18 protein-coding genes are annotated in these 21,348 nt (G+C 37.9%); 7 read left to right on the plus strand and 11 right to left on the minus strand.

The window, feature by feature from the left end:
• Positions 1-60: 60 nt before the first annotated feature.
• A complete protein-coding gene (locus N9R04_RS01810) occupies positions 61-1,458 on the plus strand; it encodes an MFS transporter (RefSeq protein WP_262854244.1) in 1,398 nt (465 codons plus the stop codon).
• Between the two features lie 232 nt (positions 1,459-1,690).
• Here N9R04_RS01810 and N9R04_RS01815 read toward each other — a convergent pair whose 3' ends face one another.
• The 6 genes from N9R04_RS01815 to N9R04_RS01840 form a co-directional block, all read right to left on the minus strand.
• On the minus strand, positions 1,691-1,837 hold the full coding sequence (locus tag N9R04_RS01815) for a hypothetical protein (protein WP_262854248.1): 147 nt from the start codon (positions 1,835-1,837) through the stop codon (positions 1,691-1,693).
• Positions 1,838-1,872: 35 nt separating this feature from the next.
• Positions 1,873-3,018: an FAD-dependent oxidoreductase gene (locus N9R04_RS01820; protein ID WP_262854249.1), complete on the minus strand. Its 1,146-nt coding sequence runs from the start codon at positions 3,016-3,018 to the stop codon at positions 1,873-1,875.
• 24 nt (positions 3,019-3,042) lie between these two features.
• Positions 3,043-3,585 carry a PadR family transcriptional regulator gene (locus N9R04_RS01825; protein ID WP_373316333.1) on the minus strand — a complete coding sequence of 181 codons (543 nt, stop codon included), beginning with the start codon at positions 3,583-3,585 and terminating at the stop codon, positions 3,043-3,045.
• Positions 3,586-4,165: 580 nt separating this feature from the next.
• Entirely contained in the window at positions 4,166-4,984 is an 819-nt protein-coding gene (locus N9R04_RS01830; protein WP_262854250.1) for a glutamate racemase, read from the minus strand.
• Between the two features lie 170 nt (positions 4,985-5,154).
• Positions 5,155-6,192, minus strand: a complete 1,038-nt coding sequence (locus N9R04_RS01835) for a YkvI family membrane protein (RefSeq protein ID WP_262854253.1) — start codon at positions 6,190-6,192, stop codon at positions 5,155-5,157.
• A gap of 666 nt (positions 6,193-6,858) precedes the next feature.
• The gene (locus N9R04_RS01840) at positions 6,859-7,710 is read right to left on the minus strand and encodes a helix-turn-helix transcriptional regulator (protein WP_262854256.1); all 852 of its coding nucleotides are present in this window, start codon (positions 7,708-7,710) and stop codon (positions 6,859-6,861) included.
• A gap of 137 nt (positions 7,711-7,847) precedes the next feature.
• On the opposite strand from N9R04_RS01840, the gene fabF reads away from it, so the two are divergent.
• Positions 7,848-9,089: a beta-ketoacyl-ACP synthase II gene (fabF, locus tag N9R04_RS01845; protein WP_262854265.1), complete on the plus strand. Its 1,242-nt coding sequence runs from the start codon at positions 7,848-7,850 to the stop codon at positions 9,087-9,089.
• A 327-nt stretch (positions 9,090-9,416) separates the two neighbouring features.
• Positions 9,417-10,619, plus strand: coding sequence for an MFS transporter (locus tag N9R04_RS01850; RefSeq protein WP_262854270.1), 1,203 nt, complete (start codon positions 9,417-9,419; stop codon positions 10,617-10,619).
• 435 nt (positions 10,620-11,054) lie between these two features.
• Here N9R04_RS01850 and rbsK read toward each other — a convergent pair whose 3' ends face one another.
• The gene (gene rbsK / locus N9R04_RS01855) at positions 11,055-11,960 is read right to left on the minus strand and encodes a ribokinase (protein ID WP_262854277.1); all 906 of its coding nucleotides are present in this window, start codon (positions 11,958-11,960) and stop codon (positions 11,055-11,057) included.
• Positions 11,961-12,586: 626 nt separating this feature from the next.
• Here rbsK and N9R04_RS01860 point away from each other — a divergent pair.
• From N9R04_RS01860 to N9R04_RS01870, 3 genes are all read left to right on the plus strand, one after another.
• Positions 12,587-12,946 (plus strand): hypothetical protein, encoded by a 360-nt coding sequence (locus tag N9R04_RS01860; RefSeq protein WP_262854283.1) that lies wholly within the window; start codon positions 12,587-12,589, stop codon positions 12,944-12,946.
• A gap of 606 nt (positions 12,947-13,552) precedes the next feature.
• A complete protein-coding gene (locus tag N9R04_RS01865) occupies positions 13,553-13,915 on the plus strand; it encodes a DUF3139 domain-containing protein (RefSeq protein WP_262854288.1) in 363 nt (120 codons plus the stop codon).
• 186 nt (positions 13,916-14,101) lie between these two features.
• On the plus strand, positions 14,102-14,356 hold the full coding sequence (locus N9R04_RS01870; RefSeq protein WP_262854294.1) for a hypothetical protein: 255 nt from the start codon (positions 14,102-14,104) through the stop codon (positions 14,354-14,356).
• A gap of 243 nt (positions 14,357-14,599) precedes the next feature.
• On the opposite strand, the gene N9R04_RS01875 is transcribed toward N9R04_RS01870, so the two are convergent.
• Complete coding sequence (locus tag N9R04_RS01875; protein WP_262854300.1) at positions 14,600-15,349, minus strand: M48 family metallopeptidase; 750 nt, start codon at positions 15,347-15,349, stop codon at positions 14,600-14,602.
• Between the two features lie 796 nt (positions 15,350-16,145).
• Positions 16,146-17,633 carry a malate dehydrogenase (quinone) gene (gene mqo, locus N9R04_RS01880; protein ID WP_262854304.1) on the minus strand — a complete coding sequence of 496 codons (1,488 nt, stop codon included), beginning with the start codon at positions 17,631-17,633 and terminating at the stop codon, positions 16,146-16,148.
• A gap of 525 nt (positions 17,634-18,158) precedes the next feature.
• Between mqo and mbcS the strand changes: the two genes are divergently transcribed.
• A complete protein-coding gene (gene mbcS, locus N9R04_RS01885) occupies positions 18,159-19,748 on the plus strand; it encodes an acyl-CoA synthetase MbcS (RefSeq protein ID WP_262854307.1) in 1,590 nt (529 codons plus the stop codon).
• Between the two features lie 243 nt (positions 19,749-19,991).
• Here mbcS and N9R04_RS01890 read toward each other — a convergent pair whose 3' ends face one another.
• Both N9R04_RS01890 and N9R04_RS01895 read right to left on the minus strand, forming a co-directional pair.
• Positions 19,992-20,162 carry a hypothetical protein gene (locus N9R04_RS01890; protein ID WP_262854314.1) on the minus strand — a complete coding sequence of 57 codons (171 nt, stop codon included), beginning with the start codon at positions 20,160-20,162 and terminating at the stop codon, positions 19,992-19,994.
• A gap of 131 nt (positions 20,163-20,293) precedes the next feature.
• Positions 20,294-21,295 (minus strand): NADP-dependent oxidoreductase, encoded by a 1,002-nt coding sequence (locus N9R04_RS01895; RefSeq protein WP_262854392.1) that lies wholly within the window; start codon positions 21,293-21,295, stop codon positions 20,294-20,296.
• Positions 21,296-21,348: the final 53 nt, after the last annotated feature.

Below are 21,348 nucleotides of genomic sequence, written 5' to 3' on the forward strand. Positions count from 1 at the left end.
AGTTCTATTATTTCCATTCAAAACTATTATTTTAATTACATTAAAATAGGAGGAACGACTATGTCATCATCTGCAGTAACCATACAGACAAAGCAGGACATCATCGATTATGTGAATGGTCAAAAAAACACGAAACGTATAGCATTACTGCTCATCATTGTGCTCGGAACTATATTCTTAGATGCCTATGATTTAACTATCCTCGGAACAGCTACAGACCAACTCACTTCTGAATTTAAGCTTTCAAAAGCCTATCTCTCCTACATCATGACTGCTATGCCTTTCGGGGCTTTATTCGGTGCAGCATTAGGTGGATTTTACGCGGATAAACTAGGAAGAAAGCTAATTCTCTCTGTTTCTTTAATCTCACTTATTATAGGGTCGATAGGAGCTGCTTTAGCACCTTCTCCAATCATCTTACTTTGCTTTCGGTTACTGATGGGGTTTGCGATAGGAATGGATAGCCCAGTTGCCTTTACCTTTGTAGCTGAAATTAGTAACCAAAAATCGAAAGGACGAAATGTGAATTACTGGCAAGTTGTATGGTACATAGCAGTAGTCAGTTCTGCATTAATCGTCATGTTCTTCTACAGTTTAGGTACGGGTGCCTTACTCTGGAGATATTCAGTTGGAATGGGCGCTATATTTGCAGTCATCATTCTCATTCTACGCTTAATCTACCTCAGCGAAAGTCCTACTTGGTCTATGAAGAACAAGACATTGACAGAAGCATGTCATGAACTCGAACAGAATTATAATATTTCTGTCCATCTAGATCCTAAGCAAGGTGAAGAGGCACTGTATGATAAGAGAGAGGTCAAGCACCCGATGCGTATTTTATTCAACGCGCGCTATCGTAAAAGGACTATACTAGCTACTGCCATCGCTACACTTCAAGGTATGCAATATTACGCTATAGGCCTCTACATCCCTTTAATTGCGACTACGATCATGGGAGAAGATAAGTTACAATCTCTTTCAGGGACTGCTTTAATTAATATTGCTGGAATCTTCGGCGGTTTAATAGGTGCTTTGCTCACGCCTAAAATAGGTGCCCGACGATTAACGATTATCGGATTTGCGCTTGTTGCGAGTATGATGCTCCTCATCGGTAATCTCTACGGACATGTCTTCACGTGGCTTATCGCTGTAATGGTCGGGGTCTTTCTATTCGGACATGCAGGTGGTCCAGGCACCCAAGGTAAAGCCATTGCTTCTTTATCTTACCCTACCATTCTTCGCGGAAAAGGTACTGGATTTGTCGAGTCAGTAAGTCGTTTCGGCAGCATGTTTGGTACATTCGTCTTTCCAATTATTTACGGTAGCTTCGGTTTGAACAACACCATGCTTATCTTAGCTCTGTTCCCTATACTCGGAGTTATTATAACCACGGTAATACGCTGGGAGCCAGTAGGTAAAGACCTTGAATACGAAGATAAATATATTGAAAAAGTATAGAGTCTAGGATAAAAAAGCTGAGATATAAATCCTAGAAAAAAAGGGGAGCGGGACAGAAATCTAATTTGAATAAAAAAGATTTCGTAGTCCCGCCCCGGCAAGGATGACTAGAATTGAAAAAAGCTTGATACAAGCGCATTTTCAAATCAGTCATCTACTGCCAAGATGCTGAAAGCGGCTGAGACGTTACATTATGTCCCAGCCTCTTTCTTCTTGGGAGCGGGGCAGAAATCTAATATGAATAAAAAGATTTCGTAGTCCCGCTCCCCTCCGGCTTCGCTTTTATAGGGCCGCCCCAACTTGCATGGCTTGCGGAAACTGATTTACCAGTTTCTCTGTGTTGGGGCCCCGCCCCCAACACTAAGAGAGGGTTGAGCATGCTCCTCCGTTTATCATGTCATCCCGACTCACATACTATTCAAGGTCAGATTTAAAGAAATCTCCCATTTTACTTGCTGCATGGTCAGAAAACATGAATTCTAAATTATCTTGTGACTCTTGAGCACTCTTACTTGAAGATAGATACATAGCCTCTTCATATTCGTGAATGACATCTTCAATACGTGTATTATGCTCTATAGCTTGATCAAACAAGAAAGCATCATAAAGTGCAGTGTTCACACCTTCACCAGCAAATGGACTCATTAGATGGGCTGCATCTCCTAGCAAAGTAAGGCGTTGATCGCTCTTCCAAGTCAGTCCTATAGGAAGTTTGTAAATACGGCGATAATATACTTCTTCACCTGCACATTTAATATAATCTTGTAACTCAGGTGCCCAATCAGCAAAGTCGTTCAATAATTGGTCTTGCAGTTCAGCCAACGACAAGCTCTTGTAGTAATCTAATTGTGTAGCATCTGTTCTAAATGAGACATATACCTTGATACGTCCGTCACCATTGAGTTGTGCTAATAGAGCTCGATCTCCACCAAGTGCCATCATCTTGCCGCGTTGGTTGTACTCATACAGCTGTGGATAGTCTTCTTGGGCCCGGTCAATATTCAACTCCACCATAGAGATACCAGTGTACTCTATGTCGTGTGATGTAAGGTAAGGTCGTACTTTTGAGAATGCGCCATCTACACCGATAACTAAGTCTGCTGTTATACTGTCACCATTCGTAAAGTGCACTATCTTCTTACTATCAGCAGCACTTTCCATACGCTCAAATTGGTATTGATAGCGAATATTCCGCTGATCAATGTGTTTCATTATGAGGTCACATAACTCTCCGCGGTCTATTTCTGGTCGCCCACCTTCTTCGTTTGCATCGACAACTTCTTTATAAGTGACTTGTCCATCGGGTGCAACGACCTTCGTATCCTCGCCCTCAAAACGTACGAGGGACTTAAATTCTTCAGTCAAATTAGCTCTGTGTATGGCTAATTGACCACTCTCTTCATGAATATCGAGTGAACCTCCTCTATCTGTATTAACGTTTTGTGCGCCTTTTTCGTAAATGGTAAAGGGTATATCACGTTGCTGGAGAAGCAGACCGAGCATTAATCCCCCCGGCCCTCCACCAATAATTGCGACTTTATCTATCTCTTTTATATTCATCAACATTCACCTTTTACTTTTTTATTATAAATTATTTAATTTTTCTTGAGTTTCTTTAATGATTTGATTGAGTTGCTCTTTTTTCTTCTCATCTGACATGGCTTCTTTACTGGCTAACATAAATTGCTTAAATAACGATTGTAATTCTTCGCGTGCTTTCTGCATTGCTTGAAAGTCGACGTGTTTAAACGCTTCCATGCGTTCTTGGAAAGCCGCTTGTTCAGGGCTACTCTGTAAGAAATCCCTCCCTTCTTCAGTGATGGTATAGACTTTTTTCTTACCGTCTTTAGTCGTGGAAACAAATTCACGATCTTCTAACATTTGCAAGATAGGGTAGACCGATCCAGGACTAGGAGAGTAGAATCCTTTAAACTTTTCTTCTAATTCTTTAATAATTTGATATCCATGTTTAGGCTCATCTCCGAGCATTTGTAATATGACGTATTGTAAATTGCCTTTCTTGAAGAAGCGATCGCGTCCTCCTCGTGCCATACCGAAGCTAAATTGATCGCCACTCATATGTCGCTTGCTATTGTGCATTCTTCTATTAAATATTTGATTAAACATTTATATCACCTTTCTTTATTTCGATATATCGAAATTATAAACGATATATCGGAATTCTGTCAACGATATATCGTTATTATTTTTAAAAGTAGCTTCTAAACTGCTTTTAAGCGATTAAATTTAAATGTTTCACTACTAATGCTGTCCTTCGTTGATTCGTTATAAGAAAAAGTTCGAAGTAAATAAAACAAATGAGTTTGTAGTAAATACTATAGTGGATGCATCGTAGCTAACTGAATCTGAACGACTGTTAGGTCGACCATCGAGCTATTCTTACCTGGAATTTGACATACGAAACGAGACGCTTGGGGCAAGCTCAGACTGTACTATCAGAGAGGCAGTCCTGTATTACGAAGTAGTGTCATAAAATAAAGAAGCGGGACAGAAATCTAATTTGAATAAAAAGATTTCTGTCCCGCTCCCCAAATTTTGTCGCATCATGCGCGTTTCCATCGATATTCCTGACTTTGAGACGCCGTTAATCGGTTACCCCGGAACACAGAAGCTCTATGTCTCAACCACATCTCTCCATGTATAACTTATATTTATGAAGATCGGAAATAAGAAGTATCATCTCAAACTAATCACATTTAATATCTACTTCTTCAATGTCCATTTTAATATTAAGCTTATTTAACGTATCTTCAAAGTTTTCTAAAGTGTAATCATCGCAAGTTGAAACGAGCGCTTTCACTTGCCCTTTCCCTTTAGTCATTACATCGTTCAAAGCTTCTATGATGTGTTTAGCTGGGTCTAAGAACTTAAATTGTGGATATAGAATCGTTAAATAGGGTTGTATCCACGGCAAATGAGTAGATGACAGTGTAAATGTATCTACTTCGGGATCACGCTCTCTAATCTGCCGTATAAAGTCTTTCAATTGTTCCTTTACTTCAGCTGGATGATTTATGAAAGCCCCGGATTCTACTAGCTGGATAATATCTGATGCATTAATTGCACTAACTAAAGCTTCAGTTCCTTCTTTCTCTTCTTCAATATAATGATGAATGCGCTCGCTTTCCACCAGTGATTTAGCACCTAGTACAGCCACGTGCTTTGTTTTTGAACTCTCTATTGCTTGTTTCACTGGTGGTTTAATACCATAAATCGGGATTTCATACTGAGCTTTGACCTCATCTAATACCATAACAGAAGGTGCATTTGACGCCACAATAATAGCTTTAGGTTGATATTGCATGAGATAATCAATCGTACGCGTAATGATATGACGCAGTTCACCTTTAGTCTTATTACCATATGGAAAATGCGCCCGATCAGCGAAATAAATAATATTTTGTTTAGGATAATAAGCTTTTATCAATTCTACTACAGCATAACTACCTATACCTGCATCAAAGACTGCAATACTGTTAGCGAAATCTTGCTTATTCGCTTTCATCGTAGCACCCTCATTCTTAAATATGTTCTCACCTACTATAACACTTATCTCATCATTCAGCTAGCATGCCTAAGATAAACACTCTGACTTGAGCCAGTTATCCCATGTGTGATTTATTCCTGTATAAATGCTGATTCTATTGAGTTGCACGCCTCTTCTATACGGGGACCTTACATCAATGTCTTATCAGCGCGTTTATTATAAATCCAGCGTAGTAATAACGCTCCAACGATGATGAGACCGATAATCCCAAAGATAGGAAAGACAACATTCACGAGTTGGACGAAACCGACAAAGCTAAGCAAGAAAGCTGCTACTAGGGAAATTGTTAATAAGAGCGCGTATTTTTTAGTTTTATGCTCACTAAAACGCGTTAAGAAAGGATAAAGCATGCCTATACAGCTATTGAATATAACTCCAAACATTACCGCAGACATTAGTATACCTAGCCAAGGATGGATTTCGTTAGCTAATAATAACGTAGGTATATCTACACTGTTCGCTGCTTTAATATTAGCTAAAAGGCCTGCAACCATGAGCAATAATAGTAAACTAAATACGAAACCGCCATAATAAGCACCGCGTCGCGCCGTCTTATGACTCATAGCATTACTACCGACTATCGTTAGGAAACTAAAACTATTTCCTATTATGAGTCCTCCATAATCAATCGCATCCCACCACCAGTAATGCGAGGAAGCTTTATCAGGTTTAACATATGCATGTACTTGATCAAATGAAATGGAAGGATTAAGTATATTGTAGCCAGCTATCACTAGCACTACAACGACGAGAAATGGCGTTACGAAACCTAAGAGTGCAAGAATTTTATTAAACCTTAGTTGCAATACAATAAAGAGAAGCACAACTATAGCTAAAGAACCGACCCATTTAGGTACGTCGAAACCCTGGTTAAGTGCTGATCCCCCGCCAGCAATCATAATAACTGTCAATCCAAATAAGAAGAAAATAGTGATATAGTCAATCAGGGTTCCAACTTTTTTACCGAAAAGACTATGTAATGAGACCTCATAAGTATCCGCATTTAAGCGATAGCCTACCTTTGAAATCTGCCGAGTACCGAACGTAACTATCACCCCGGTAACGATAGCACCTAAATAGGCATAATTACCGTGGTTGACGTAAAATTGTAATAGCTCCTGACCAGTGGTGAATCCCGCGCCAACAATGAAACTAAGATAAGCCAAAGCGATACCAAAGGCTGCTTTATTGTGTTGATTAAACAGAATAATTCATCCCCTTCATAAATATGACATAACAATGTAGCATTATAACATAATGGCCAAAACGTTAATTTCACATTAGTAGTGAAGCTGGGGAATTAATCACTAAAAAACAGCAGCAAGCTATTTTCTAATTGAAAATCATCTTACAGCTGTTCTCTGTTTATATATCACTTCGAAATGCATGACTGCGCTTTCCTCGGAATACCATCTACTCATAAATATTACATATTTACATGTCATTAGACTTTTGAATATTTTAATTATACAGTATAGTGAATCTTATTATTATTAATCATGCGCTAATGTTTGAGTCATTACGCACGTATCATTGTTATACAAAGCGAGCTTAGATGTGGTACTTCCTAGATTTAAGACAAGTATCAAATTCACTCACCTACTGCCCCGATACTCCTATGTTAATTATCGCGTAGCGCTAGTATGATTGCTGCTCGGGAGCGGGACAAAAATATAATTTGAATAAAAAGATTTCTGTCCCGCTCCCAATTGCTTCTGACCACACCTTTCGTCCAAGTCCATCAAATCATTAACGGTGTAATTAGAGCGTTAATAACATGTTACCGCACTGCTTAAAATGACTGATTACGTTTCACATGAAACAACTCTCTTTCAGTGAGAGGAAGAAAGTTTACGCATCAATTTCTGTAATTTTTCCTCTGTACCCGAACCTTCAGCAGGTGTATAAATACTACAGCGTAAATCTGCTTCGCCTTGTACACGCATGGAAGTTAAATCAAATAGCATCTTACCTGCTTTGACGTGACGAAATTCTATTTGCATTTCAGGCGCTTTACTGACCTGACTTTCTTGCCATAAACTTCTGAATTCCGGGTAAGTTTCACTCATGTCATCTATAAATTGGTTATACCATTCATCACCAAGATAGTGACCGTAATAAGAGCGGAATATAGCTAAAAACCCTTTTACAAAGTGATTCCAATTCGTCGCTAATGCTTTGAATTCTTTGCGGGCAAACAACAGTCGAATCAAATTGCGCTCTTCTACTGGGATCTGATTAAAATCTATGAATACGTGTGAAGCCGCCGCATTCCATCCTACAATAAAGCAGCGACGATCAGTAACAATACTCGGACAATAGGTGAGTTCATCTAATATATGCTTTAACGAGTGGCTAATTTCAGGTTGTTGATCATTCCACACCTTGATTTCAGTGGTCTTTTCATAAGCTAAATCATACAGATAGTCTTTCTCATCACGATTTAACTGCAGTGTCTTCGATACAGCCTCTAATACGTCAGAAGAGACCGTTATATTACGCCCTTGTTCTAGCCAGGTATACCAAGTCGTACTCACTCCTGATAACCTTGCCACTTCTTCTCTTCTTAACCCTGGTGTTCGTCTGCGATTACCCGGAGGCAAACCGATTGACTCAGGTTTAATTTGAGCACGCTTGATCTTTAGAAACTCTGATAACGTGTTAAGTCGTTTTTGATCCTCCATCACCTTTCACCTTCACTACATATAATAATTGTTAGTCTATTACCTATTAGTAATTATACCATGATAAATCAAACTATTGTAATAGGATAAGATACTTTTTACAATGTGAATAAAAGAGTTTATTTGGAGGAATGGATATGGAGAGAGTTGTAATCACTGGTATGGGCGTAGTTTCTCCAGTAGGTAACGATGTAGATACGTTCTGGAATAACTTAACTGCCGGGAAATCAGGCATATCAACTATTGATAAATTGGACACCTCACAGCACAAAGTGTCATTTGGAGGTGTCGTGCGTGATTTCGATGGTGAAGCGTTACTCGGGAGAAAAGCAGCACGACGCATGGACAAATTCGCACAGTTCGCTCTTGTCGCTGCTCAACAAGCATGGGAGCAATCTGGACTTTCATCTACTACTATAGACACTGAACGTTTAGGTGTATATGTTGGGTCCGGCATCGGTGGTTTCGAAACACTGTTCCAAAATTTTCTTAAACTTCAAGATAAAGGGCCTAAGCGCGTAAGCCCTACCTTAGTTCCTTCAATGATGGCCAATGCGGCTTCAGCTCAAATTAGTATTAACTTTGAAGCAATGGGACCTTCTATGGCACCCGTTTCAGCATGTGCTACAGGCAATCATGCAATCGGTGAAGCTTTCCGTTTGATACGTTCTGGTGAAGCAGACGCAATGTTTGCTGGAGGGACTGAGTCAGCAATTAATGACATTTCATTAGCTAGTTTCGGTAATGCGCGGGCGCTTTCAACGCGCAATGACGATCCACGACGAGCTAGCCGTCCTTTCGACGTCAACCGTGATGGCTTCGTCATTGCAGAGGGTGCTGGCATTCTCATGTTGGAATCACTGTCTCATGCGAAAAAACGCGGCGCTCACATTATTGCAGAAATGGCAGGCTATGGCGCTAGCTCAGATGCCTATCATATGGTTGCTACTCATCCTGAAGGTCGTGGTGCTTATCTAGCCATGCGTGCTGCGTTTAGAAGCGCGGGCATTGACCCAACTGAAGTCGATATCGTTAACGCACATGCTACTAGCACACCAGTAGGTGATATCTCAGAAACCAAAGCGCTGAAACAACTCTTAGGCGACCATGCTTATAAATTACCGATTACAGCCAACAAATCAATGTTTGGACACATGCTAGGTGCAGCAGGTGGCGCGGAAGCTATCTCACTCGCTATGAGCTTAAACCACAATACCGTCCCACCTACAATTAACTTAGAAGAACAAGATCCAGAATGTGATTTAGATTATGTACCTAATGAAGCACGAGAATTACCACTTAACGTAGGTATCTCAAATTCATTTGGCTTCGGTGGTCATAATGCTGCATTAGTCTTTAAGAAGTATAACGGCGATTAACACTTACTAATCAAAGTAAACGGTTTACTGCTATCACCTTTAGTCTTCTATATACGTAAGTTAACTTGTGAAGATCACGTAAGTCACTGCAGTGTGGTACGTGGTCTTCTTGTGTATTAAGAGCAGGACTGTTTCCGTAATCCCTTCCAAGCTGTTTATAACTATGGCTTCCTACGACATTAAGCAGCTATTCTAGTCCATGGTTACTGCAGACATTTCTGTCTTACAACCATCAATATCAATCTTCGTATGTTATCATTGTGCAAAAGCAAAGATTTTTCTACTCAATAATGAATATAGGGAAATACTATCTAAAAGAGGGATAAGATGAATGATATACGTCCGGGAGAAATACAAAAGGGGACAAAAGAATATACGAACATTATTATCGCATTATTTATAGCAGGCTTTACTATCTTCTCGATCTTATACAGTGTCCAACCGCTCATACCTGCGTTTTCGAGAAACTTTCACGTTAACGAAACGCTAGCAAGTATACCATTATCTATAGCTACGTTAACGCTAGCTATTGCTATGCTGTTCTTTGGAGCTATCTCCGAAGTTATCGGTCGCAAACCGATCATGTTCTTCTCAGTCATCTCCGTCTCATTGTTAGCTATTATCCAACCTTTCATAACTAACTTTAACGTCTTTATAGCACTTCGCTTTCTTCAAGGTATTTGCTTAGCTGGATTACCTTCTATAGCGATGGCTTATATCGGCGAAGAAATTGCGGAAATAAGCCTACCCCAGGCTATGGGTACTTATATTAGTGGTAATGCTTTCGGAGGCGCTTTTGGTCGCGTGTTTACAGGGTTTATAGCAAGCTTGTTTGGCTATAAGGTGGGTATGATTGCGGTAGGTATCATTAGCTTGGTCGCTGCAATCTTATTCATCTTCCTACTACCTAATTCTCGTAACTTTACAAAGCAACACTTTAACCTTGTAGAGTTGCTAAAGAGTTACGGGGAACACTTGAGAAATCCACGTTTATTAAAACCTTTCATGCTTGGCTTCTTACTGCTCGGTTGTAACGTTGCAGCATTCAATTATATTAGTTTCGAACTTGCTTCAGCACCCTATCACGTGCATAAAAGTCTCATTAGTTTCATATACTTGCTCTTCTTACTCGGCATGCTATCCTCAATGCTTAATGCGAAGTTGCGTGCTAAATTAGGTACTTTACGCGCCTTAAAGACCAGTTTACTGACGTTAATGATAGGTATTTGTATAACGCTTCTTCCGTTTATCGCATTTAAGATTCTCGGTTTAGCATTTACAATCTATGCGTTCTTTAGCGGACATGCTATTTCAAGTGCAGTGGTAGCAAGTCGTGCTGAACATCATAAAGCACAAGCTTCAAGCCTATATTTACTTTTCTATTATATCGGTTCCTCTGTAGGTGGGACATTAGCTGGGTACTTCTTTGGATTAATGCACTGGCCTGGTGTCGTGTTAATGATCGTGCTCTTTATGATAGTTGGCTTAGTGATAGCTATGACGATTAAAAAGGATAAGTTTATTCGCTAATAATGCAATATCGACTTGTGAACTAAATGATATACTTTGAGTGGGTATAAGGAACTTTAATCGTCCTAAAAAAGCATACAGAAACTAAAGCTATTCATAGTCTTTCACCACCTTTTAAATCATAATAAGTTGCACCAACGCGATTGATCTTCAAGAAGAACACAAGACTAGATAGAGATCGTTATTCTACATGAATGTTACGATGATGCAGGAACATCATCCCTCAATAAGACAGCAGTAAGCTATCTTCTAATTGAGAATGCACTTACTGCTGTGCTCTATTTATATGGGAGCGGGACAGAAATCTAATTTGAATAAAAAGATTTCTGTCCCGCTCCCTTTCTCTCTAGTCAAAGACCATTATGTCCCAGCTTCTATTTATATGACATGGCTTCGTTTTTCAGGGGGCATTTTGCAGTGCTTGGGGAAACTGATTTACCAGTTTCTCAGTGTTGGTATAGAAGCTTGCGCCCCTCTTTGTTGAACGGTTAAGGAAGCTGCTTTATTCGCAAAATCTATCGCTGAGGTTAAGTTAGACATGTCTGGATCTAGATGACTTACTAACGCTCCTATAAACGTATCGCCGGCAGCTGTCGTATCTATGCTTTTCACTTGGTATGCAGGTATGATTCTAGCTTCATTAGGCGTATGATAATACGTTCCTTGTTCACCTAAAGTAATGAGTATAGTATGAATACCGAGAGACTGGAAATACTCTGCATTTTGTCGCATCGTTAACTCATCAGAGACCGAAATTCCTGATAATGTTTCAGCTTCAAGTTCATTAGGGACGAGCACATCAATGAGCGATAGCAACGTATCAGGTAATGGTTTAGCTGGCGCGGGATTAAGAATGGTAGTGACTCCGTTCTCACGCGCAATCTTGAAGGCTTCTATAATAGCAGGGATAGGTACTTCTAATTGAGCCACTAGAAAGTCAGCATCCTCGATTACACTACTCGCTTGATTAACATCTTCCTCGTTCAATGTCATATTCGCGCCACCATACACGTTAATCGTATTACGTCCCTCGGCATCAACCGTGATATATGCTTGACCTGTCTTAGCCTCATCCGTTGTAAAAATGTATGTTGTATCAATATTGGCTTCTTTAAAGTCCTCAAACATGAAATCTGCAATACCGTCTTGACCTACCTTTGAAATAAATGTCGTCTCAGCTCCTAGGCGCGCAGTAGCGATCGCTTGATTAGCTCCCTTACCCCCACCGTATGCTTGTTGCGCTTCTTCTACATGTAACGTTTCGCCTGGCTTAGCAAACCTCTCAACTTGAAGAAATTGATCTACGTTCGTAGACCCGAGTACTACTACTTTATTCATCATGCTTCTCCCCCTACTATATTGATAGGTTATAGTCATTTTATTTAAAATTAATAGAGCGCAATACCTTCTACTTAAAAGACTGTAACTGTTTCAAGTCCTACTCTAAGTATTACCCCCGCCTCCAGTATACATCACCTCTTTCGACATCTTATGGTGATTTAATATACAGATACTCAACGGACTCACGCTGATGACAGAAGTTGCCGAAGAAATGCTTCCTGTGACTGAACCCTTTCTTTCTGTGCAACAATCACATAAATGAAAGTACTTAGTATAAAGAAACATTCAAGTATAAGATGCATCGAAATTACGGGTTAGTTCAAAGTATTGCCATCTGTCATAGCCATTCATCTATAAATAATAGTTGCTTAAAAAATGCACGAATCGTTTTTAAACACTTTACACTTTTCAATATCAAAATATCAATAATTTTAACTGCATAGGTGTTATAAGATGAAAAAACAGCTAGTCCTATACTCGATACTAAAATACTTATAGAAATTAAATTTAATAATAGTTATCAAATCCAACATCTACTTAAAAATAATTATATTATACGGGAATTTTATACCTATTTGAGTTATCATAAATTAGTAGAAAAATAATTAATGATAGAGGTGAAATTTATGAAAAAATTATTATATATAACTGGCGTCATCCTCTTCTTAGCAGTTTGTTATCTTTTTGTAAATTTTCTCTTTTTTGATAGTTGGGCATGTTATTCGAGTGAAAAAGAAATAAATAGTTATATTTCAAAACATGATACAAACAAGTTGAAAGATATATCAGCTAATAATAAAACTTATGAGTATTTAAAGCATTCTAAACACATAACGATAAAAATGATGGGAGATAACCAAGGTAGCGGACATATCGGATATTATCCTATTGAATTAAATCACAAAGAAGCTAGTCTTTATGTTAATATAAAATATGACTTTTTACCTGAAAAACCAAAAGTAAAAAATATTAAGTTAGAGCAATAATAGCTATTGTTGCGACAGTGTATAAATGAACACAAATGATAAAAGAGGTTAAAACAAAAGCGCTTAGGATTTGAGCAGGAGCGGGACAGAAATCTTTTTATTCAAATTAGATTTCTGTCCCGCTCCCATTTTATTACCCCTTTTCCTAAATAGATTGCATCATGTCCTGATAACCCTTTTGAACTAACACTATTTGTGTTGAAATAATCGCCTTTTTTCAAATAAAATTTCTTTTTACGCTTTTCTCTATCTATTTAAACTTGTTTTTGCTGTTCCTGCCATTTTTTGTTCAGCTCTTCTTTCAAATTCTGCTTTATCTCTACGCTCCTAAACTTTGATTATTTCCATTGTGATTCAGTGATTGATCTGGATACAATCCCTTCATCCTGAAGTCCTTTTAACGACTCAGAGTGAGTTGAATTGTTACATTGTACATTTACACTTCCTGTAGTGAAAACTGCGTCACATAATAAGCTAATTATTAATTTTCTATTAACTTACACCGTTAATTTGACTTCATTGCATTTAAAAACTTATCATACAAATGTATTATTATATTTGAATATATCAAATATTAATTCTAAAAATTTACTTAAGGAGTTTGATATGAAAAAGATTTTTAAAGTAACAGGAATTATCATCATTATTTTAATTATTGCTTTAGTAATAATTTTTAATATAGGAAAATATATTTATTTAGGTTACCAAAAATATGAAGAAGACAAAACCAAAGCAAAAGTTCATCGTGAACTTAAGAAAAGAGGTTGGGAAAATAAAATTAAAACAGAAGAAGGGGTTTTTACATTAAATACCGGAAATAATTATACAGAAGTTACTTTTAAAGATGATCCATATAATAATTATCACTATGATTTTGAAAAGAATGGTAGAATCACTGGTGATGCTATCTTAAAAGATAAATATGATGAAAAACCAAAAGATTATAAAAAACCATATGAGATAAAATAAGCAAAAGGATGCTAGCACGAAATTGCTATTCATCTCAAAAGGTAGACTAAAATCTAACATTTATTAAAACACGAAAGTCAGCTTCACAACTAACAAGAGCTACGATAGGATGGGACTGACGCCCGTTCACTAACTCAACATGAGTTGGGGCGTTGTTAATAGATTAGTTTGAAAGGAGCAACACTTATGGAAAGCATTATACACTGGATACAGAGGATATTACCATTTGTCATCGTAATAGCTATTCATTACTTTTTTGTTAAAAAGGCTAGAGGTATTTTACGCTACACGGTTCCCATCGTTCTCCCTTTCGTCTTACTTGCACTCGTATTATTAGATTACATGAATTGGATCACAGCATTAATTGATTTGATCTTAGTCGAAATCTTTTTGGGTATAGAGACGTCACAAGCTAAGCAGAATGGTCGAAACTCTTCATGAGACCAGCGTATTTCTATGTACATACTTTAAAAAGCAACTCTATACTTAATGAGCCTAGTACATAAATCCTAATAATCAAGAGGTCGGGACATAATGGTCTTTGACTAGAGAGAAAGAGGCTGGGAGATAAATCCCAGCCTATTCAACATCTCGGCAGTAGATGACTGATTTGAAAATGCGCTTGTATCAAGCTTTTTCAATTCTAGTCATCTTTGCCGGGGCGGGACTACGAAATCTTTTTATTCAAATTAGATTTCTGTCCCGCTCCCTTAAATTTTTTAATCTTTCTTCAAGAGGGGGATGACTAGATAGCAAACTCTTACTTTTTCTATCAAAATCATTTAGCTTTATGAGCTTTTGGAAAGAGCTAATTACATCTTCTTTATCTACATAATTTACAGCATATTTATCAGCTTTAAGTTCTCTTTTTCTTCTATATTTAAAGTTAAGTATTATACCTACCCAGTATATAATTACAAAAATTAATACAAATAGTATTATCACAAAAGGATAACTTGATAAATTGATGTTAGCAACTAAAATAGACATAACTAAAGGTACGACAGTAAACGCTAAGAGCATCGATAATTTGTTTTTAAGTCCATCATTATCTTTTATATGGCTATATTCATGAAATAAAATGAACCTAAGCTCAGCATTAGATAGATTATTAATAATTTTATTATCAATAAATATAGTAGGTTTCTTTTTATTTAAAACAAAAGCATTAGGCTTAAAAATCATATTAGCAGAAAAAAATACTATATCTTTCTCTGCTAATTCAGGCACAATATTATTAATATAGTTGTATTCAAGCTCTTTTTTATCTAAAAATAATAAATCAATATGTGGCCCTAAAAAGGCATAGATAAACAAACCAATTGCAAAGCCTAACATATATTTTATTGAATGTTCGTTGATGAATGAAAGATGAATTAATTTGAATTTTAATGCAAGTGAAAAAATAATAAATATTAAAGAGATTGTTCGCATAAAAGTAATCCTTTGGCTAATTTAAAAATATGGGTGTTACATAACTTTCTAAAAATCCAGCTATTACAATTAAGATACACCCTAATATACAATATGTAATATATATCTTTTTATTAACTTTAATAACGTTCCAACAATAATATATTCTTAATTATTTCTATCATATATTATATCCTACCTCAAATCATATGACATAAGACATGCTAGAAATGTACTGACAAAGTAAAACGCAATAATAGATACAACAATTTATTTCTTCGTCACTCAAACTCGTTAATTATAAAAGTAAGATTCTTAATATTAACCAATGATAGTACCATTTATCATCGTAATAGCTATTCACTACTTGTTTGTTAAAAGACTACAGGTTTTTTACGCTACACGGTTCCCATCGCTCTCCCTTTCGTCTTACTTGCACTCGTAGTATTAAATTACATGAGTTGAACCACAGCATTAATTAATTTAATCGTAGTCGAAATCTTTATGGGCATAGAGATGTCACGAGCTAAGCAGAATGAGCGAAACTCTTCTTGAGACTAGCATATTGCTGTGTAAATATTTTAAAAAGAGGCTGGGACATAAATCCCAGCCTCTTTAACATCTTGGCAGTAGATGACTGATTTGAAAACGCGCTTGTATCAAGCTTTTTTCAATTCTAGTCATCTTTGCCGGGGCGGGACTACGAAATCTTTTATTCAAATTAGATTTCTGTCCCGCTCCCTTCATTATTAACTATACGTGCTTACCTGTACACGAACCAGATAGCTTTTCTGATTGTAAATTTCAGTTGTGCTCTCTATTTTTGATCTAACTTAAGTGTTTTATCTGTTTCTTTACGGATTTTCTTCATTAACTCATGATCATTAATGAGTGATTCACCGTATGAAGGAATGATTTTCTTAATCTTAGGTTCCCAATCCTTAGTATATTCAGGGAAGTTCTTCTCTAATACTTCTAACGCAACTGATACTGAAGTAGAAGCTCCTGGAGATTCACCTAATAAGGCGATAACAGAATGATCTTCTGAGTTAACCACTTCTGTACCGAATTGAATATAACCGCGACCGTGTTCTTTCGTATCTTTAATGACTTGTACACGTTTACCAGCGATGTGTAAATCCCAATCTTCATCTTTAGCATCAGGGATAAAGCGACGCAATTCTCTCATGCGATCGTCTTTTTTCATAAGTACTTGTTGTACAGAGTACTTAACTAATGGGAAGTTCTTCACTGCTGAAGCAAGTAAAGTGATAAAGTTATTAGGTTTAACTGATTTAAAGAGATCTAAGTTTGAACCGTTTTTCAAGAATTTAGGTCCAATTGCTGCGAATGGCCCAAATAAGAGGCTCTTCTGACCGCCTAAGTAACGTTTATCTAAATGCGGTACTGTCATTGGTGGTGTGCCTGGTGGTTCTTTACCATACACTTTCGCATCGTGTTTCTCAACCACTTCTGGGTTGTTACATACTAAGAACGCACCACTAATTGGGAAACCACCTAAGTGCTTACTTTCAGGGATACCTGTTTTTTGTAATAGTGGGATTGCCCAACCACCGGCACCGATGAAGATATAATCAGCGACTTGTACGTCAACTTTATTAGTTTCTAAGTTACGTACTTTCACTTCCCATTTACCATCTTTACGGCGATTGAAGTCTATTACTTCGTGACGATAATGCACATCAACCTCATCGCTCTTCTCTAAATTGTGCGCGAGTTGACGCGTAAGTTCACCAAAGTTTACATCAGTTCCGTGATCTATCTTACTTGCTGCGATCGGTGAAGCAGCATTGCGGTGTTCCATCATCAGTGGAATCCATTTTCTAATTTGATCATGATCTTCTGTGTATTCGATTGTTTCGAACATTGGATGTTGCTTTAATTTCTCATAACGTTTCTTGAGGAAATTCACGTTGTTCACACCTGCTACGAAGCTTAAGTGTGGTAGCGGATGGATGAAACTACGTGGATCCTTGATGACGTTATTCTTAACTAGATGAGACCAAAATTGTTTAGAGATCTCAAATTGTTCGTTGATTTGTTTCGCTTTCTCCACATCAATTGAGCCGTCCGGTTGTTCTACCGTATAGTTTAATTCACAAAGCGCTGCGTGGCCTGTACCAGCGTTGGAATTATCATAAGAACTTTCCAAACCAGGACGATCCATACGTTCAAATAGTTTAATATTCCAATTTGGCTCAACGTTCTTTAATAAAGTACCAAATGTAGTACTTAGAACGCCGGCACCAATGAGAATAACATCTTTAGAGCTAGAGTTACTCATAGATATCCACCTTCCTTGACTTCAATATAGCCATAAAAAAGCCTAGCGAAACATTAAACAGGGGTAGTTGTTTAAGTTAAATTCATCAAGAATTTAGTTTCGCTACGTTTCACAGAGCCAATTGAAACCTTATCATTATTCAACTCTATTACATCATTAACAGTTGTTATAATGGAGTTGCTTTCAGTTCTATTTTACTACTTTGCAGAGCATACTACAAAGGTTTAAATATAATATTTTCATATTAATATAACTGATTTCAATTAATATTATAAAGCATACAACTTCAATTGTAAATCATAATAATTACGTGTTACTTGTTTGTTTTTGCTCTTTAATATTTATTACTATGTTGTTCTAAATATCTTTTGTTAGTGTTGACAATTTGAGTATGTTATAGTTCTTCTGTAATAATAAATAACCGTTGATTTATACTTTTACGTATTCATTAAATTCTGTGCAATATTTTTAAATTTTTAAATATGTAACAGCAATTTTATCAACGTTCTTGAGGAGATTTTGACAATGAATAATAGCGACTTAATAGCTCCTGAGAGTTACAATCTCATCTCAGAGATAGAGCAATACGCCTCACATCAGGAGAAGCAGGCGATTATTTATCAAGATAATGAAAACAACCAAACTTCAATAACTTACTCTGAACTGATTAGACAAGCGAACAAAATGGGGAATGTGTTCAGACAATACGGTCTTGAAAAAGGCGATAAAATACTTATACTTATGCCACGCTCCATTGAAACTTACTACCTTTATATCGCAGCTTTAAAGTTAGGTCTGATCATCATCCCTAGTTCAGAAATGCTTAGGACTAAAGATTTACAATATAGAATTTCACATGGTGAAGTTAAAGCGGTCGTTTCTATCGATACCTATAGCGATCAATTTGAAGGTGTTAGAGAATATGACGAGCTCACTAAATTCATCATAGGTGATGCTAAGACTTCATGGATCAATTTATTAAATGAAGCCCGTTCAGAAGACGATCAATTAGAAATTACTCCTACTAAAAGGGATGACGTCGCTTTCTTACCTTATACTTCAGGTACGACTGGCAACCCTAAAGCCGTCATCCATACACACGGTTGGGCTTATGCGCATTTGCAGATGGCCCCGAAACATTGGTTAGGCATTCAAAGTAACGACCTCGTATGGGCTACTGCAGCACCTGGTTGGCAAAAATGGGTGTGGAGTCCATTCTTGTCTATTCTAGGTTCTGGCGCTACTGCGTTCGTTTATAATGGGCGCTTTAAACCAGAAATTTATTTAGAGCTACTACAAGATAATCAAGTCAATGTCCTTTGTTGTACGCCAACAGAATATCGTTTAATGTCGAAGCTTCCTCATCTTAAAGATTACGATTTAAGCCACTTGCATAGTGCCGTATCTGCTGGGGAACCACTCAACCGTGAAGTAATTGACCGCTTCAAATCCTATTTCAATCTATCTGTCCGAGATGGCTACGGTCAAACCGAAAGTACTTTGCTCATAGGCTTCTTGAAAGAAACGCCGTTACGTCCAGGCGCAATGGGGAAAGCGATCCCCGGCAGTGGTGCTACGATAGTCGATGATGATGGCCAACCTATCGAGCGTAGTCAAGTAGGTAATATCGCTGTACCTCTAGATTTACCTGCTCTATTCAAAGGTTATTACAAAGATCCTGAACGCACAGCTCAACCTCAACGTGGTGAGTACTATATCACAGGTGACCAAGCACATATGGATGAGGATGGTTACTTCTGGTTTGAGGGTCGTAATGACGATATCATCATTAGCTCAGGCTATACTATTGGACCTTTCGAGGTTGAAGATTCACTGATTAAACATCCTGCAGTTAAAGAATGTGCGGTAGTCGCCAGCCCTCATGATATACGAGGAAATATCGTAAAGGCTTTCGTCATACCTCAAGAAGACGTCGCTCGTAATGAGGAAACTATTAAAACACTACAGAATTACGTTAAAAGCGATGTTGCGCCCTATAAATATCCAAGAGCTATCGAATTTGTGGACACTTTACCTAAGACACATTCTGGTAAGATTCGCCGCGTTGAATTACGTCAATTAGAGCAACAACGTTACGATCAGAACCACAAATAACATTAAAGTCATTCCAAACTTTGCTTATAAGGCTTGGTAAAAAGGTGCATATCACCTCTAGCTCAAACATACTAAGATTAGCCTGAGACATAAATCTCAGAAAAATAGGAGGCTGGGACAAAATGAAATGTCCCAGCCTCTTCAACATCTCGGCAGTAGATGGCTGAATTGAAAACGCGCTTGTATCAAGCCTTTTTCAATTCTAGCCATCCTTGCCGGGGCGGGACGACGAAATCTTTTTATTCAAATTAGATTTCTGTCCCGCTCCCTGTTTGTTGGGGCCCCACCCCAACTCGCTGTGCTTGCGGAAACTGATTTACCAGTTTCTCTGTGTTGGGGCCCACCCCAACTCGCTGTGCTTGTTGAAACTGGTTTACCAGTTTCTCTGTGTTGGGGCCCCACCCCAACTTGCATTGCTTGCGGAAACTGGTTTACCAGTTTCTCTGTGTTGGGGCCCCCTGCTCAAATCCTAAACGCTTTTGTCTCGACTTCCTACTTCTGGCCTAGCAAATAACTTGGAATGACTTTTTTAATAGCTTAACTTCTTATGTATTTGTCCGTATAACTACCTTACCTTTAGCATGCCCTTCTTCAGAATACTCTAAAGCACCTTGCGTTTCTTCAAAGTTAAATACTCGATCTACAACAGGTTGGATCTTACCATCCTCAATCAATCTCTTAATTTCTGTCAGCTGCTTACCACTTGGGTGCATAAATAAGAATTCGTAATGCGTCTCTGTCTGTTTCGCTTTCTTCGTTAACTTGCGTGACGCAAGACGAAACATCCATTGTTTCATTCGACCTAAATTCATTTGTTGAGCGACTTTTTCGGTTGGCATTCCAGAAATAGAAGCTACAGTACCTCCTCTTTTTAAAATGTGGAAAGCCTTATCAAGATTCTGACCACCTAAAGTGTCAAAAACACCGTCGTAATGACTGAGTATTTGAGAGAAGTCTTGTTCTTTATAATTAATGATCTGGTCAGCGCCTAATTCTTTGACTAGTTCAACGCCTCGATCACTTACAGTAGTAGCAACCTCAAGTCCCATCGTCTTAGCTAGTTGGATTGAAAATGTACCGACACCGCCTGACCCTGCTTGAATCAGCACTCTACTACCTGGCTGAAGTTGCATCACTTCATTTAAAGCTTGGTAAGCTGTTAAACCTACTAGCGGTATACTAGCCGCTTCTTCAAAGGACAAGTTTCTAGGCATGTGTGCGATTTCATCCTTGTCAATCGCTATAAATTCTGCAAATGTGCCAATGTTATCTTTGCTTGGTCGTCCGAAGACCTTGTCACCAACTTGGTAATCTCGTACGTTAGCACCTACGGCCGTCACTACTCCTGAGAAATCATTACCTAATATCAATGGAAATTTAAACTTTAATAACGGCTTCAGCTTCCCATCACGGATTTTATAATCTATAGGATTCACACTAGCAGCTTTAATCTTCACTCGTACATCATTATCGTTGATTTCAGGTATAGCCACTTGTGCCTCCCTTACCGGACGCTTACCATATTTGTCTATAACCATAGCTCTCATCTGTGTCATCATGTCACCTCTTTTTACTTTTTCCTATCTTATAACCGCTTTGT

The sequence above is a fragment of the Staphylococcus marylandisciuri genome, assembly GCF_025519785.1.
Classification (GTDB): domain Bacteria; phylum Bacillota; class Bacilli; order Staphylococcales; family Staphylococcaceae; genus Staphylococcus; species Staphylococcus marylandisciuri.